This is a genomic window from Microbacterium sp. HA-8 (assembly GCF_046111165.1).
Lineage (GTDB): Bacteria > Actinomycetota > Actinomycetes > Actinomycetales > Microbacteriaceae > Microbacterium.
The window spans coordinates 1,003,851-1,018,965 of record NZ_CP162025.1; the positions used below are offsets into that span (position 1 = coordinate 1,003,851).

At 70.7% G+C, this 15,115-nt stretch carries 13 protein-coding genes; 9 read left to right on the forward strand and 4 right to left on the reverse strand.

Features of this window, described 5'->3' with window-relative positions:
- Positions 1-15: 15 nt before the first annotated feature.
- The 3 genes from AB2L57_RS04790 to ligD all read left to right on the forward strand — a co-directional run bounded on the left by AB2L57_RS04790 (position 16) and on the right by ligD (position 4,843).
- A complete protein-coding gene (locus AB2L57_RS04790) occupies positions 16-2,517 on the forward strand; it encodes an ATP-dependent helicase (RefSeq protein WP_409048209.1) in 2,502 nt (833 codons plus the stop codon).
- Positions 2,518-2,578: 61 nt separating this feature from the next.
- On the forward strand, positions 2,579-3,784 hold the full coding sequence (locus tag AB2L57_RS04795) for an SseB family protein (protein ID WP_409048210.1): 1,206 nt from the start codon (positions 2,579-2,581) through the stop codon (positions 3,782-3,784).
- A 33-nt stretch (positions 3,785-3,817) separates the two neighbouring features.
- Entirely contained in the window at positions 3,818-4,843 is a 1,026-nt protein-coding gene (gene ligD / locus AB2L57_RS04800) for a non-homologous end-joining DNA ligase (RefSeq protein WP_409048211.1), read from the forward strand.
- A gap of 114 nt (positions 4,844-4,957) precedes the next feature.
- Here the strand turns inward: ligD and AB2L57_RS04805 are convergent, their stop codons facing one another.
- Both AB2L57_RS04805 and AB2L57_RS04810 read right to left on the reverse strand, forming a co-directional pair.
- Complete coding sequence (locus tag AB2L57_RS04805; protein ID WP_292811220.1) at positions 4,958-5,986, reverse strand: ATP-dependent DNA ligase; 1,029 nt, start codon at positions 5,984-5,986, stop codon at positions 4,958-4,960.
- Positions 5,987-6,014: 28 nt separating this feature from the next.
- Entirely contained in the window at positions 6,015-7,169 is a 1,155-nt protein-coding gene (locus tag AB2L57_RS04810) for an AI-2E family transporter (RefSeq protein ID WP_409048212.1), read from the reverse strand.
- A gap of 299 nt (positions 7,170-7,468) precedes the next feature.
- Between AB2L57_RS04810 and trxA the strand changes: the two genes are divergently transcribed.
- Together trxA and AB2L57_RS04820 are read left to right on the forward strand one after the other, a co-directional pair.
- Positions 7,469-7,849: a thioredoxin gene (gene trxA / locus AB2L57_RS04815; RefSeq protein ID WP_292811216.1), complete on the forward strand. Its 381-nt coding sequence runs from the start codon at positions 7,469-7,471 to the stop codon at positions 7,847-7,849.
- Positions 7,846-8,175, forward strand: coding sequence for a hypothetical protein (locus AB2L57_RS04820; RefSeq protein ID WP_292811213.1), 330 nt, complete (start codon positions 7,846-7,848; stop codon positions 8,173-8,175). Before trxA ends, AB2L57_RS04820 begins: the two co-directional genes overlap by 4 nt.
- A 146-nt stretch (positions 8,176-8,321) precedes the next feature.
- Here AB2L57_RS04820 and AB2L57_RS04825 read toward each other — a convergent pair whose 3' ends face one another.
- Together AB2L57_RS04825 and AB2L57_RS04830 are read right to left on the reverse strand one after the other, a co-directional pair.
- The gene (locus AB2L57_RS04825) at positions 8,322-9,569 is read right to left on the reverse strand and encodes an acyl-CoA dehydrogenase family protein (protein WP_292811211.1); all 1,248 of its coding nucleotides are present in this window, start codon (positions 9,567-9,569) and stop codon (positions 8,322-8,324) included.
- A gap of 465 nt (positions 9,570-10,034) precedes the next feature.
- Positions 10,035-10,709: a TetR/AcrR family transcriptional regulator gene (locus AB2L57_RS04830; RefSeq protein WP_292811209.1), complete on the reverse strand. Its 675-nt coding sequence runs from the start codon at positions 10,707-10,709 to the stop codon at positions 10,035-10,037.
- Positions 10,710-10,847: 138 nt separating this feature from the next.
- On the opposite strand from AB2L57_RS04830, the gene AB2L57_RS04835 reads away from it, so the two are divergent.
- The 4 genes from AB2L57_RS04835 (at position 10,848) to AB2L57_RS04850 (ending at position 15,084) form a co-directional block, all read left to right on the forward strand.
- A complete protein-coding gene (locus AB2L57_RS04835; protein WP_292811206.1) occupies positions 10,848-12,365 on the forward strand; it encodes an FAD-dependent oxidoreductase in 1,518 nt (505 codons plus the stop codon).
- A gap of 115 nt (positions 12,366-12,480) precedes the next feature.
- Positions 12,481-13,644 carry an ADP-forming succinate--CoA ligase subunit beta gene (gene sucC, locus AB2L57_RS04840; protein WP_409048213.1) on the forward strand — a complete coding sequence of 388 codons (1,164 nt, stop codon included), beginning with the start codon at positions 12,481-12,483 and terminating at the stop codon, positions 13,642-13,644.
- A gap of 11 nt (positions 13,645-13,655) precedes the next feature.
- Entirely contained in the window at positions 13,656-14,558 is a 903-nt protein-coding gene (gene sucD, locus AB2L57_RS04845; RefSeq protein WP_292810624.1) for a succinate--CoA ligase subunit alpha, read from the forward strand.
- Positions 14,559-14,643: 85 nt separating this feature from the next.
- On the forward strand, positions 14,644-15,084 hold the full coding sequence (locus AB2L57_RS04850) for a nitroreductase family deazaflavin-dependent oxidoreductase (protein ID WP_292810627.1): 441 nt from the start codon (positions 14,644-14,646) through the stop codon (positions 15,082-15,084).
- Positions 15,085-15,115 lie beyond the last annotated feature (31 nt).

Here is a 15,115-nt window from a genome sequence, read left to right on the forward strand (position 1 = left end):
TACACTTGACAGGCCATGACCGATGCCTCCACGCCCCTCGTCGTCGGCAGCGATCGCGGACCCCGCGACTCTGCCGGTGCGACAGCATCCCCACCCGACGACGACCTGCTCGCGGGTCTGAACCCGCCCCAGCGCGAGGCCGTGGAGTATCGCGGCGAGGCCCTGCTGATCGTGGCCGGAGCGGGGTCGGGCAAGACGAGCGTGCTCACCCGGCGCATCGCGCTGCTGCTGCGCCGGCGCGAGGCGTGGCCGAGCCAGATCCTCGCGATCACGTTCACCAACAAGGCCGCGGCCGAGATGCGTGAGCGCGTGCACGCCCTCGTCGGCGACGTGTCGCGCGGCATGTGGATCTCGACGTTCCACTCCGCCTGTGTGCGGATCCTGCGGCGCGAGGCCGAGAACTTCGGTTTCACGGCGTCGTTCACGATCTACGACTCCGGCGACTCGCGGGCGCTCGTCAAGCGCCTGGTCAAGGAGCACGAGGCCGACCGCTACGGCCTGACCCCCGCGGCGGTGCAGGGCAAGATCTCCAAGCTCAAGAACGAGCTCGCCGACGCCGAGTCGTACGCGCGCACGGCCAACATGTCCGATCCCGCCGAGCGCGTCTTCGTCGAGGTCTTCGCCGACTACCAGCGCGCGCTCACCAGGGCCAACGCGTTCGACTTCGACGACCTCATCGCCCAGACGGTCTATCTCTTCCGCGCGTTCCCGACCATCGCCGACACCTACCGCCGTCGATTCCGGCACATCCTGGTCGACGAGTACCAGGACACCAATCACGCGCAGTACGCCCTCATCCACGAGCTGACCCGCGCGCCGGGTTCCGGCGCCGAGCCCGAGGGGTTCGACGGCGGCGGGGGCATGATGATCTTCGAGCCGGCCGCACGGCGCGACGAACCCGACCAGGCGGCAGCATCCCTCACCGTCGTCGGCGACTCCGACCAGTCGATATACGCCTTCCGCGGGGCCGACATCCGCAACATCAGCGAGTTCGAACGCGACTACCCGGGCGCCAAGGTCGTGCTGCTCGAACAGAACTACCGCTCGACGCAGAACATCCTCAGCGCTGCCAACGCGGTGATCAGCCACAACTTCGATCGCAAAGACAAGAAGCTCTGGACCGATGTGGGTGCGGGCGACGCGATCATCGGCTTCACCGGCTACTCGCAGCACGACGAGGCGCAGTTCGTCGCCGACGAGATCGAGGCGCTGCACCGGCGGGGCACGGCCTACGGCGACATCGCGGTGTTCTATCGCACCAACTCGCAGTCGCGCGCGCTCGAAGAGATCTTCATCCGCTCTGCGCTTCCGTACAAGATCATGGGCGGCACCAAGTTCTACGAGCGTGCCGAGATCAAGGACGCGATGGCCTACCTCATCGCGGTCGCCAACCCCGCCGACGAGATGGCCCTGCGGCGCATCCTGAACAGGCCGCGACGCGGCATCGGCGATGTCACGCAGGCGACGATCGCCCGGTACGCCGCCGATGAGGGCATCACGTTCCGCGACGCGCTGGCCAACGCGTCGGCGCTGGGCGTCGGGCCCAAGATCCAGGCCGCGGTCGCGCAGCTCGACGCGGTGCTGGTCGAGGCGTCCGCCGTCATGCTCCCGCCCTCGGGTGAGCTGGCGCCGGCGACCTCGGTGGCCGAAGGGCTCGCGATCCTCCTGAACAAGAGCGGATACATGGACGCGCTGCGTGCGAGCCGCGACCCGCAGGACGAGGCGCGCCTCGAGAACCTCGACGAGCTGATCTCGGTGACCAAGGAGTTCGCCCGCAACAACCCCGAGGGCACGGTGATCGACTTCCTCGCCGAGGTCGCGCTCGTCTCGGACGCCGACGACCTCGACGATGCCTCCGGATCGGTCTCGCTCATGACGATGCACACCGCGAAGGGGCTCGAGTTCGACGCGGTGTTCGTCACGGGTGTCGAGGAGGATCTGATCCCGCACCGCATCTCGGCGAACGAGCCGGGCGGCCCGGCCGAGGAGCGACGCCTGTTCTACGTCGGCATCACCCGCGCCCGCAAGAAGCTGCACCTCTCGCTCGCGATGACCCGGGCGCAGTTCGGCGAGGTCACCGTCGCGATGCCCAGTCGTTTTCTGCAGGAGATCCCCGCCGACCTCATCGACTGGCGTCAGTCGCCCGGCGATGTCAACTCCCGCGGCGGCATGCAGTCGCGCGCGCTCAACGCCAGGCGCCCCGGGGGGTCCGGCGGTGCGTCCAACTGGGGCGCGCGTGCCCTGCCCGAGGGGGCGTCGGCGGGCCGCCGCTACGGCGACGACCTCGTGCCGAAGGCCTCCTCGATCGATCGATTCCCCAACCGCGTGCCCGCTCGCGTGCGCGACAACGGTGACCTCGAGCTCGCCTCGGGCGACCGCATCCGTCACGAGGACTTCGGCGAGGGGCGTGTCGATGCCGTCACGGGAGAGGGCGCCAAGCGGGTCGCGCACGTGCGATTCGACAGCGCCGGGCCCAAGAAACTGCTGATCAAGATCGCGCCCATCGAGAAGCTGTAGGGTCCGTGCAGGCCCGCCGACAGCATCCCGATCGTTCGGGCCCTGCGATTAGGCTGGAAGGATGGCTCTGTTCTCACGTCGCCCGAAGGCGACGGATGCGTCCACGTCCGACGACACGCCCGCCGACGACACGGCGGCCGAAGACACGGCGGCTGGCGGTTCGGAAGAGCGGGCGGATGCTGTCGCCGATGAGGGTGCCGAGCCCACACCTCAGGTGAACATCTCACTGTCGACCTTCCGTGGCGTGGGTGCCCTGGGGCCGCAGGATCGCGCCCGCGCGGACGCGGCGACGCCCGCGAGGACCACTCCGGCGTCGCCCGCGACGATGTCGTCGGCTGAGACGGCCCCGCCGAACGCCTCGCGCGTGCAGGGTCCCGCCGAGGCGCCTCCGCCCCGCGAGAGCGTGCCCGGCCTCAAGGACAACGCGCTGCTGCACGCCGCTCTCGCCCGCCTCAGCGAGAAGCCGACCGCCCGCGAACTGCTCGACGTCGCCCGCCAGCTGCTGCAGAACCACGTCTTCCTGCGGGTGCGGGGCGATGCCCGCGCCCTGCTGGCGGAGGGCAAAGAGCTCCCACTGGCGGTGGCGAAGCGCGGCGACGAGCAGTTCATGCTCGTCTACAGCTCGGGCGAGGCCCTGCAGGCGGCGGTGCAGGCCGACGGCCAGGCCGACACGTCTGCCGTCGCGCAGCCCGCCCTCGCGGTTTTTCGTCACATGATGGCCGGCCCGTACGCCGGGCTGCTGATCGACGGCGCCGCCGCGCAGGCGCGCGCGGTGTTGCCGCGCGCTGTGCTCGAACCGGCGCTCGCGCAGGCCGACCCGCAGCTGCGCGTGAAGACCGCGCTCGCCGCCGAACGCACACCCGAGACCGCCGTGTCTCTGGCGCAGACCCTCACCGAGACGCCGATCTGGGTCGCCGTGCGCGAGAACACCCCCGCCGGCGGGCAGGCTCCGCGCATGGGCATCGCCGAGGCGCGCACCGCCGACGGTCGTCGGTTGCTCGAGGTCTATTCGCACCCCCTCGAGATCGTGGCGATGGCCCGCGGCGACCGGCCGATGCCGTTCACGCCGGCGCAGTTGGGCAAGGCGCTGCGCGATCACCCCGAACTCTCCGGCGTGCTCGTCGATGCCGCCGGGCCCTGGTTGATCGTCGACCGCGACACCCTCGCGCCCGTGCTCGCACTGCCCGAGCCGCCCGCCGCTGCACCCGAGGCGCCCGCCGCTGCACCCGAGCCCGACCACACCGACCCCGCCGACGCAACCGGGTGACGGATGCCGGGACCCGGGCCTAGGGTCGAGTCCATGGCGTCCGAGCGCATCACCCTGACCGTCCCCGGTCCCGCGGGCGACCGCGAGGTCGGGCTCTCGAGCCCCAATCGCGTGATCTGGCCCGAACTGGGCATCACCAAGCACGAGCTCGCCGAGTACATGATCGCCGTGTCCGGTCCCTTCCTCGCGGCCAACGGTGATCGGCCGGTGTCGCTCGAGCGGTTTCCCGACGCGGTCGGCGGCGAGAGCTTCTTCTCGAAGAACCCGCCCAAGGGGGCGCCCGACTACGTCGAGTCCGTGACGGTGACCTACAACAGCGGGCGACGGCATCCACAGCTCGTGCTCACCGAGACCGCCGCGACCCTGTGGGCGGTGCAGATGAACACGATCGTCTTCCACCCGTGGGCGTCGCTGACGGCGAACACCGACAACCCGGTCGAGCTGCGCATCGACCTCGACCCGCAGCCGGGCACGGGTTTCGCGCAGGCCGTGTCGGCTGCGCACGGCCTGCGCGAGGTGCTCCGCGAGGCCGGTCTCGAGCCCTGGGTCAAGACCAGCGGCAACCGCGGTCTGCACGTGTTCTGCCCCATCGAGCCCACCCACGAGTTCCTCGACGTGCGGCACGCCGTGATCGCCGCGGCCCGCGAGCTCGAGCGCCGCATGCCCGATCGCGTGACGACGAAGTGGTGGAAAGAAGAGCGCGGCGAGCGCATCTTCGTCGACTTCAACCAGGCCAACCGCGACCGCACGATGGCGGGCGCCTACTCGCCCCGAGCCCTCGCGGGGGCGAGCGTGTCGACCCCGATCGAATGGGACGAGTTGGATGCCGTCGATCCGGCCTCCTTCACCGTCCGGTCGATTCCTGCCCGCCTCGCCGAGCGCGGGGACCCGTGGGCGGGTCTGCTCGAGCGGTCCGGCCGCATCGACACCCTGCTCCAGTGGTGGGAGCGAGACCTTGCGGCGGGGCTGGGGGAGCTGCCGTTCCCGCCCGAGTTCCCGAAGATGCCCGGAGAGCCGCCGCGCGTCCAGCCCAGCCGCGCCCGCAAACCCGACGCGTGACCGCCGGGCGTTTCGTCTCGTCGCTGCGCTCCTCGCTCAACGACCGGCGGTCGAAACGCAGCCCCGGTTATTGAGCGAGCGCAGTGAGTCGAGACGCAGCCCGTCGCCGTGGAGTCAGTACAGCACGCGGCCGAGGTCGTAGGCCGACACCTGCTCGAGCTGGTCGAACCGGCAGGACGCAGCATCCCGGTCGGGGCGCCACCGCTCGAACTGCACGGTGTGCCGGAAACGCCGGCCCTCGAGCTGGTCGTAGCGCACCTCGAGCACGCGCTCGGGACGCAGCCGCACGAACGAGACGTCCTTCGACCCCGAGAAGCGCGACCGGTCGCCCTCGCCCGTCACCGCATCGCCGGACTCGTCGCGCTCGACGAGGGGGGCGAGTTCGTCGACCAGCTCGAGCCGGCGCTTGTCGCTCCACGCCGCGACCCCGCCGACGCCGCGCAGCACACCGTCGTCGTAGAGGCCGACCAGCAGCGATCCCACGCCCTGGCCGCTCTTGTGCACGCGGTACCCGATCGCGACGACGTCGGCCGTGCGCGCGTGCTTGATCTTGAGCATCGTGCGCTTGCCCGGCGCGTAGGGCTGATCGATCGGTTTCGCGACGACACCGTCCAGACCCGCCCCCTCGAACTCCGCGAGCCAGTGGCGGGCGAGGGCGGCATCCGTCGTCGTGCGGGTCAGGTGCAGGGGATGCTGCACCCCGGCCAGCAGAGACTCCAGGCGTGCGCGGCGCTCGGCGAAGGGCAGCGCCGCGACATCCTCATCGCCGTCGACGAGCAGGTCGAAGGCGATGATCATCGCGGGGGTCTCGGCCGCCAGTCGCTGCACCCGAGAGGCCGCTGGATGGATGCGCTGCGACAGCGCCTCCCAGTCCAGGCGCTGCGCACCGGGTTCGCCGATCGCGACGACGATCTCTCCGTCGATCAGCGCGGGGCGGGGGAGTAGGTGCGGAAGAGCCTCGACGAGCTCGGGGAAGTACCGGGTCAGAGGTTTCGCCCCGCGGGATCCGAGTTCGACGCTCTCGCCGTCCCATGACACGAGCACGCGGAACCCATCCCACTTGGGTTCGAAGCTCAGCCCTGTGCGGTCGGGGACCTCGGGCACGGCCTTGGCCAGCATCGGTGCGGGGATCTCATGCGGCATGGTGCGTGCTCCTGTGGCGGCGTCGGGCCTAGGCGATCTCTTCCTTGCGCTTGCGTCGTGCCCAGCGGGCGGGGGCGTTCGGGCCGTCCCAGACCTGTACGACGCCCCACACGACCGCGGTGATCGGCACGGCCAGCACGGCGCCGAGCACACCGCCGAGCACGGTGCCGATCGTCAGCGCGATCAGCACGACGAAGGCGTGCAGCTTGAGCGTGCGCCCCATGAGCACCGGCTGGAGGAAGTTTCCCTCGAGCTGGTTGACGAGCACCACGACGCCGACGACGAAGAGCGCGTTGACGAGCCCGTTCGAGACGAGCGCGACGAGCGCGGCGAGGATGCCCGCGAGCGTCGCCCCCACGATCGGGATGAACGCGAGCAGGAACACGAGCACGGCCAGGGGCAGCCACAGCGGCACACCGAGGATCGCGAGTCCGATGCCGATGCCGACAGCATCCACGAAGGCGACCGCGGCGGTGCCGCGGATGTACGAGCCGAGGGTCGACACCGTCTTGTCGCCGATGCGCTGCGCGCGGGCGTAGTGCTCGCCGCGGAAGGGGCGCAGCAGGAACTCCCACAGCTGCGGGCCGTCCTTGAGGAAGAAGAAGAGCACGACCACGAGGAGCACGAACCCCGTGATGAAGTTGGCGACGGCGCTGACGCCGGCGAGCGCGCCGGAGCCGAACTGGGCGCTCGTGACGAAGTCGGTCGCGGTCGCGATCCACTCGTCGATCTGCGCCTGATCGATCTCGAACGGCAGGGTGCCGACCCAGTCGATCACCTGCTGCACGCCCTCCTCGGCCTGCGCGTACAGCTCGTCCCACTGGTTGCGCACGGCCCACACGATGAGCCAGCCCACGAGACCCAGCAGAATCACGATCGTGAACAGGGTGATCAGCGTCGCCAGGAGTGAGGGCACACCGCGCGAGCGCATCCAGCGCATGACGGGCGCGAACGCCGACGCGAGGATCAGTGCGATGACGACCGGGATCGTCACGACGGTGATCTGCTGCATGCCGAGGAAGAGCACCGCCGCCACGATCAGCACGACGATGACCTGCACTGCGCGGATCGAGAGCCGGCCGAATCCGTCGGCCCACAGGCTCCACGGGGCGCGTTTGGCCTCGAGATCGACGCGCGATCCCTCGAGTCGGACGGTGCGGGGCTTGTCGCCGAGGAGTCCCATGCCTCGACGCTAACGTGCCGGGGCCCCGGCATCCCACCCCTTGCGTGCGCCGGTGCCGCCGTGCGAGCGCCGGGCCGGGTGTTGCCTCCGCCACGTGGGGGCGTCAGCGCTGCGTGGGGTCGGGCGTTGGGGCGTCAGCGCTGCTCCGGGTCGGGCGTGGGGGGGCGTCAGCGCTGCGTGGGTTGGGCGTTGGGGCGTCAGCGCTACCGTGGGGCGTGGAGCAGCGCGCCCCACGGTGATTCTGACGCCCCAACATCGGGGTCGGGCCCGGGGTATACCCCAGGGGGTATGATGATCCCATGGCGACGAAAGAGATCACCCTCGAGAACATCACCGAGACCGTGTCTGGCGAGGGCATCGTGCTGCTCGACTTCTGGGCCGCGTGGTGCGGCCCGTGCCGCATGTTCGCCCCCGTCTTCGAGCAGGCGGCAGGCGAGCACCCCGACATCGTCTTCGGCAAGATCGACACCGAGGCCCAGCAGCAGCTCGCGGCGGGATTCAATATCGCGTCCATCCCCACCCTCATGGCGTTCCGCGACGGCATCATCGTGTTCGCGCAGCCCGGCGCGCTCCCCGCCGCGGGACTCCAGCAGGTCATCGACGGCGTACGGGGCCTCGACATGGACGACGTCCGCCGGCAGATCGCCGCGCAGCAGGCAAGTGCGCAGAGCGCCGAATGATGGGGGATGCTGTGGCCACAGCATCCCGTGCCGCGCCGCGCTGCGCGGCCACTCGCGGTGAGCGCATCGGCCGCGGTTTCGCCTCCGTGTTCGTCGGTGCGTTCGCGGTGAGCACGCTCGACAATCCGTGGTGCGCGGTGCCGGCCGCGATCTGCAGTGTGCTGCTGATGGTCGGCGCGGTCACGGGCTGGTGCCCGACCGACCTGCTGCGGGCGGGGTCGGGATGGAGGTCTGGGTCTGGGGCGCCGTCGTCCGATCCGGCGGCCGGCACACCGACATTCGACTACCCGGTCGCGCCCGAACCTGTGCGGGTGCCCTCGCGCTGACGCCGGCGGCCTCTCAGCACGTTGGGGCGTCAGCGGCGCGTTGGGGCGCGGAGCAGCGCGCCCCAACGTGATCCTGACGCCCCAACGCCGCTACGTTGTCGCGTCAGCGCGGAGCCGCGTCGAGCCGCTCCCAGTCGAGTCGCCGCTCAGGCGAAGGCGCTCATGCCTGTGATGTCGCGGCCGATCAGCAGGGCCTGGATCGACTCCGTGCCCTCATATGTGTGGATCGCCTCGATGTCGGCCATGTGCTGCATGACGCCGTTCTCGAGCAGGATGCCGTTGCCGCCGAGCAGGTCGCGCGCGACCGCGGCGATGCGGCGGGCGGCCCGGGTGTTGTGGAACTTGGCCAGCGACGCCTGCGTCGGCCGCAGTCCTCCCGAGGCCTCGAGGTCGGCGAGATGCCGGCAGTAGAGCTGCATCGCCGTCAGTTCCTCCAGCATCTGCGCGAGGCGTTCCTGCACCATCTGGAACTTCGCGAGCGGCTTGCCGAACTGCATGCGCTGCTGGGCATATGTCAGTGCCGCCTCGTAGCACGCGGTGGCGTGCCCGAGCGCCGACCACGCCACTCCCGACCTCGTCGCATAGAGCACGGTCGAGGCATCCTTGAAGGTGCGAGCGCCCGGCAGCAGCGCCTCGGCGGGAACCCGAACGTCATCGAGGGTGATGTGGGCCTGATGGATGCCGCGCAGCGACCCCTTGCCCGCGATCGGTGTTCCCGTATACCCGGCGCGGGTCTGCTCCACGAGCAGGCAGCGCACGGCGCCGTGGTGCTCGGCCCCCTCGTCGTCGATGCGCGCCCAGACGAACGTGACGCCGCCGGAAGCGCCGTTGCCGATCCACTTCTTCGCGCCGCGGATGACCCACTCGCCCGTTGCGGGGTCGCGTCGTGCCGTCGTCTCGAGCGACACCGAGTCGGAGCCGTGGTCGGGTTCGGTGAGGGCGAAGGCGCCGAGGACCTCGGCCGTGGCGAGGGGTCGGAGCCACTGCTCCTGCTGCGCGGTGGATCCGAAGAGGGCGAGCGTGCGCAGCGCCAGGCCGCCCTGCACGGCCAGCATCGTGCCGAGTGATCCGTCGCCGCGGGAGACCTCCATGTTGACCAGGCCCGCGGCCAGCGGCGAGAAGCGGGTGAGGTCGGGATGCTCGATGCCGTCGTTGACGAGGTCGAGCTCGCCCATGCGCCGCGCGACCTCGAGCGGGTACTCGGCGCGGTCCCACGCCTCGCGCATTCGCGGCGCGACCTCATCGACATACGCCCTGGCGCGTTCCCACACGGCGCGATCCTCCGCCGGGATGTCGGTGAACAGTGCGTAGTAGTCGGTGTCGAGTCGGCCCGTCACGTCGTAACGGCTCAGGTGCTCGCCGGGGAATGCTGTGGGGGCAACCGTCGTGGTCATGCCGGAAGGCTACTCCCGGCATCCGGTGTCAGCAAATGTGGAACGCGGTGCCAGCGCGTGTTCCGGGCGGGGTGCAACGCGGTCCTGGGCGCTGCGCGGCGTGGTCCCGGGCGTTGGGCGGCGTGGTCCCGGGCGTTGGGCGGCGTGGTCCCGGGCGTTGGGGCGTCGAGACCACGTTGGGGCGCGCTGCTCCACGCCCCAACGCGGTTCCGACGCCCCAACGTGGTCTCGACGCCCCAACGTAATCTCGACGCCCCGACGCTGACCACGGCGGCCGATGAGTGCGGGCGCGGCCGGGCGCGCGCCGCACCGAACCCACATTTTTGCAGCGAGCCACCACGCGTCGAGTGTGGGTTCGCTGCAAAAATGTGGGTTCGCCGCGGCCGCGACCGCGCGAGCGCCGCGACCGCGCGAGCGCCGCGACCGCGCAAGCGCCGCGACCGCCCCGAAGGACAGACCCGCGAGTCAGCGGTCGAGTTCGCTCCGCACGCGGCGGGCGATCTCGGCCGCGGGCATCGCGCGCGGGAACACCGCGACCACGACGTCGTCGGCGGCAGGCGCCTCGGCCTGGGGTTGCACGCCGTAGCGGCGCAGCGCGCCATCCAGCGCCGCGCGCAGCACGGACGCCGGCACGCGCTTGGTGCCCCGAAGCAGGCGGCGCAGCACGTGATTGTGCAGGGCCGTGACCAGCGCGGCGAATCCGACGGCGTCGAGCGGATCGATCCCGGGCAGCGCCTCGCGCAGGTACTCGTCGAAGAGGCGCTCGTAGCGGAAGACCGTGACGATCTCGCGCTCGCGCAGGGCCGGCACCTGCCGCACGATCTCGTAGCGTCGGCGGGCGACCTGGGGGTCGCGGGCGAAGTGCGCGAACACCCGCTCCGAGGCCTGGCAGACGGCAACCCACGGGTTCTCGTGCCCGCGCTCGAGCCAGGCGCGCACGTCGGCGAGCAGGATCTCGTGGTCGGCGAAGACGACGTCCTCTTTGCCGCCGAACTGGCGGAAGAACGTCGATCGGGAGACCCCGGCGGCCTGCGCGATCTGTTCGACGGAGGTCGCCTCGAATCCCTGCCGGGCGAACAGGTCGAGGGCCGCGGCGACGACGGTGGTGCGCGCGGCGGACGGGGACGGTGTCTCGCTCATGTCGACTCAGAGCCTATCGGCGCGCGTGTCGACGGCGATATCGAATCCGCATCGATCCGGCACTCGGTGCCGTCCTCGCTCGCACCCGCGCTGTCAAGACCGTTGCCCCGTCGACTCCCCGCCCCTTCACTGGCCAGCATGACATCGCTGTGGAAATCCGACCGGCACCCGCCGGAGGCCTCCGTCCCGTCCGAGCCAGGCGCGCACCACGACGTCGTGATCGTCGGTGCGGGCATCACGGGGCTCGTCACGGGGGTGATGCTGGCGCGCGAGGGGCGGGATGTCGCCATCCTCGAGTCGGGTGGCATCGCTCAGCTCGCCTCCGGGGCGAACACCGGCAAGGTCTCCCTCCTGCAGGGCAGCGTGCTCTCGACCCTGCGACGGCATCACCCGGCCTCGCTCGTGCGCGCGTACGTCGACGCGAATCGCGCGGGCATGGAATGGCTGCGCGCCTTCGCCGACGAGGCAGGGGTGCCCACGACGACGCAGACGGCGTACTCCTACGTGCAGGGTCGCGCGGGTCTGTATCTCGTCGACGCGGAGGTGGCGGCGGCGCGCGAGGCGGGGCTGTCGGTGCGACGGGTGGATCCCGCCGACATCCCCGCGCCACCGTTTCCGCTGGCCGGGGCGGCCGCGCTCGAGGGTCAGCTGGCGATCGACCCCGTGCGGCTCGCCGACGCCCTCGCCCGCGCGTTCGTCGCCGCGGGCGGCGTCCTGCATACCGGTGTGCGTGTCCGGAAGGTGCGGGTGCTGCCGCGCCCTCGTGTGTTGACGGATGCTGTCGAGGTCGCCGCCGGCCGGATCATCCTGGCCACCGGCACGCCGATCGACGATCGGGGCCTCTACTTCGCCAAGACGCAGGGGCTGCGCTCCTCCTGCGTCGCGTTCGAGACGGACGCCGAGATCCCGCCCGGGATGTTCCTCTCGATCGACGACCCCTCGCGGTCGGTGCGCGCGGTGAGCGCCGCGGACGGTCCGGCCGGGCCGGCGCGCCTCATCGTGGGCGGCAACGGACACCCCGTCGGCCGGGCCGAGTCCGAACGCGCGCTCATCGACGACCTCGTCGCGTGGACCCGCGAGCACTTCCCCGATGCGCGCGAGACGCACCGCTGGTGGGCGCAGGACTACGAATCCCACAACCTCGTGCCCTTCGTGGGGGGCATGCCGCGCTCGCTCGGCCGCGTGAGGTTCGCGACCGGGTACGGCAAGTGGGGCCTGACGAACGGACCCGCGGCCGCGCTGCGCCTCGCCGACGACATCCGCGGCACGCGCTGGCGCGATCGCCCCCGCTTCACGCAGCGCCTCTCCACGCGCCTGACCGTGCCCTCCGACATCGCACGCGGTCTTGCGGAAAACGCGCGCGTGGGACGCGCGGCACTGACCCGGTGGGCGGGCGCGCAGGCGCACGCGGTGCCCGTGGCCCGCCCGCCGGAGGGCGAGGGAGTGGTCGCGAACCGCGCCGGCATGCCGGTCGCGATCTCGACGGTGAACGGCCACACGCGGGCCGTCGGTGCGATCTGCCCCCACCTGGGCGGTGTGCTGGAGTGGAACGACGCGGCCTGCACGTGGGACTGCCCGCTGCACGCGTCGCGGTTCACGGCGGAGGGCGTCCGCATCGAGGGACCCGCGACGAGCGATCTGAAGCCGATCCGCTGAACCCGGCGCGTGCGGGCCGCCGTGCGCGCGGGTAGTACGCTGGATGACCGGTAGATCTCTCGATATCGAGACTTTTCTCCGTCCGCACCCGTCGCCCCATTGAAGGATTAGCAACGTGGATCTCTACGAGTACCAGGCCCGTGATCTGTTCGAGAAATACGAGGTGCCGGTGCTCCCGGGCATCATCGCCGACACCCCCGAGGAGGCGAAGGCCGCAGCCGAGAAGATCGGCGGGGTCGTCGTCGTGAAGGCGCAGGTCAAGACCGGCGGCCGCGGCAAGGCCGGCGGCGTCAAGGTCGCCAAGACCGCCGACGAGGCCTACGAAGCCGCGAAGGCCATCCTCGGCCTCGACATCAAGGGCCACGTCGTCAAGCGCGTCATGGTCGCCGCGGGCGCCCGCATCGACAAGGAGTACTACTTCTCGCTGCTGCTCGACCGGGCCAACCGCTCCTACCTCTCGCTCGCCAGCGTCGAGGGGGGCATGGAGATCGAAGAGCTCGCCGTCGAGCGACCCGAGGCGCTCGCCCGCGTCGAGGTCGACCCGCTGACCGGCATCGACGAGGCCAAGGCCCGCGAGATCGCGCAGGCCGCGGGCTTCGCCCCCGAACTGGTGGATGCTGTCGCCGACGTGTTCGTCAAGCTCGGCACCGTCTACAAGAGCGAAGACGCGACGCTCGTCGAGGTCAACCCGCTCGTGCTCACAGAAGAGGGCGACATCGTCGCGCTCGATGGCAAGGTCTCGCTCGACGAGAACGCCGGCTTCCGTCACGCCGGGCACGCGCTGCTCGAAGACAAGGACGCGGCCGACCCGCTCGAGGCCAAGGCGAAGGCGAACGACCTCAACTACGTCAAGCTCGACGGCGAGGTGGGCGTGATCGGCAACGGTGCGGGCCTCGTGATGTCGACCCTCGACGTCGTCGCCTACGCCGGCGAGAGCCACGGCGGAGTCAAGCCCGCCAACTTCCTCGACATCGGCGGCGGCGCCTCGGCCGAGGTCATGGCCGCGGGGCTCGACGTCATCCTCGGCGACCCGCAGGTCAAGAGCGTATTCGTCAACGTGTTCGGCGGCATCACCGCGTGCGACGCGGTGGCCAAGGGCATCGTCGGCGCGCTCGCCGAGCTGGGCTCCAGCGCCTCCAAGCCGCTCGTCGTGCGCCTGGACGGCAACAAGGTCGAGGAGGGGCGCGCGATCCTCCGCGACGCCGCCCACCCCCTCGTCACACTCGCCGAGACCATGGACGAAGGCGCCGACAAGGCCGCCGAACTCGCGAACGCATAAGGACTGAAGCAATGTCGATCTTTCTTGACAAGGACTCCAAGGTCATCGTCCAGGGCATCACGGGCGGCGAGGGCACCAAGCACACCGCGCTGATGCTCAAGGCCGGAACGCAGGTCGTCGGCGGCGTCAACGCCCGCAAGGCCGGCACGACCGTGCTGCACACCGACAAGGACGGCAACCCCGTCGAGTTGCCCGTGTTCGCCTCCGTGGCCGAGGCGATGGCGGCCACCGGCGCCGACGTGTCGATCGCGTTCGTGCCCCCCGCCTTCACCAAGGATGCGATGGTCGAGGCCATCGACGCCGAGATCCCGCTGCTGGTCGTGATCACCGAGGGCGTGCCCGTCGGAGACACCGCCGCGGCGTGGTCCTACGCGCAGTCCAAGGGCAACACGACCCGCATCATCGGCCCGAACTGCCCCGGCATCATCACCCCGGGCGAGTCGCTGGTCGGCATCACGCCCGCCAACATCACCGGCAAGGGCCCGATCGGCCTCGTCTCGAAGTCGGGCACCCTGACCTACCAGATGATGTACGAGCTGCGCGAGATCGGCTTCTCGACCGCCATCGGAATCGGCGGCGACCCCATCATCGGCACCACCCACATCGACGCGCTCGCCGCGTTCGAGGCCGACCCCGAGACGAAGGCGATCGTCATGATCGGCGAGATCGGCGGTGACGCCGAAGAGCGCGCGGCCGACTTCATCAAGGCCAACCTCACCAAGCCCGTCGTCGGCTACGTCGCGGGCTTCACCGCGCCCGAGGGTAAGACGATGGGCCACGCCGGTGCCATCGTCTCGGGCTCGGCGGGTACCGCGCAGGCCAAGAAGGAGGCCCTCGAGGCCGCCGGCGTCAAGGTCGGCAAGACGCCCTCCGAGACGGCCGATCTCATGCGCGCGGTGATCGCCGCGCTGTAGTCGTCTCGCACAGAGGGGTGGATGCCGGGGCCTGTGCCCTCGGCATCCACCCTCTTCGTGTGCACCCGCGGCTAGGCTGGGCACCATGCCACTGACCGGAGAATATCTGCCGAGCACCGCCGACTGGGCCCGCACTCAGGCCGAGAAGTACGAGGCCTCGAACGGTACCGAGGCCAACCTGCTGCGCGGGGTCCCGATCATCGTCCTCACCACCGTGGGGGCCAAGTCGGGCGGACTGCGCAAGACCGCTCTGATGCGCGTCGAGCACGAGGGCGTGTACGCCGTCGTCGCGTCCAAGGGCGGCGCCCCGAAGCCGCCGCAGTGGTACTACAACATCCTCGCCAACCCGCACGTCGAGCTGCAGGATGGCGCCGTCAAGCGCGACTATGTCGCGCGCGCGGTCGAGGGCGACGAGTACGAGCAGTGGTGGGCCCGCGCCGCCTCGGTGTGGCCCGACTACGACGAGTACCAGACCAGGACCGATCGCCGCATCGCGCTGTTCGTGCTCGAGCCCGCCGAGGCCTGAGCGCCCGCCGAGGCCTGAGAGCCCGGCGAGG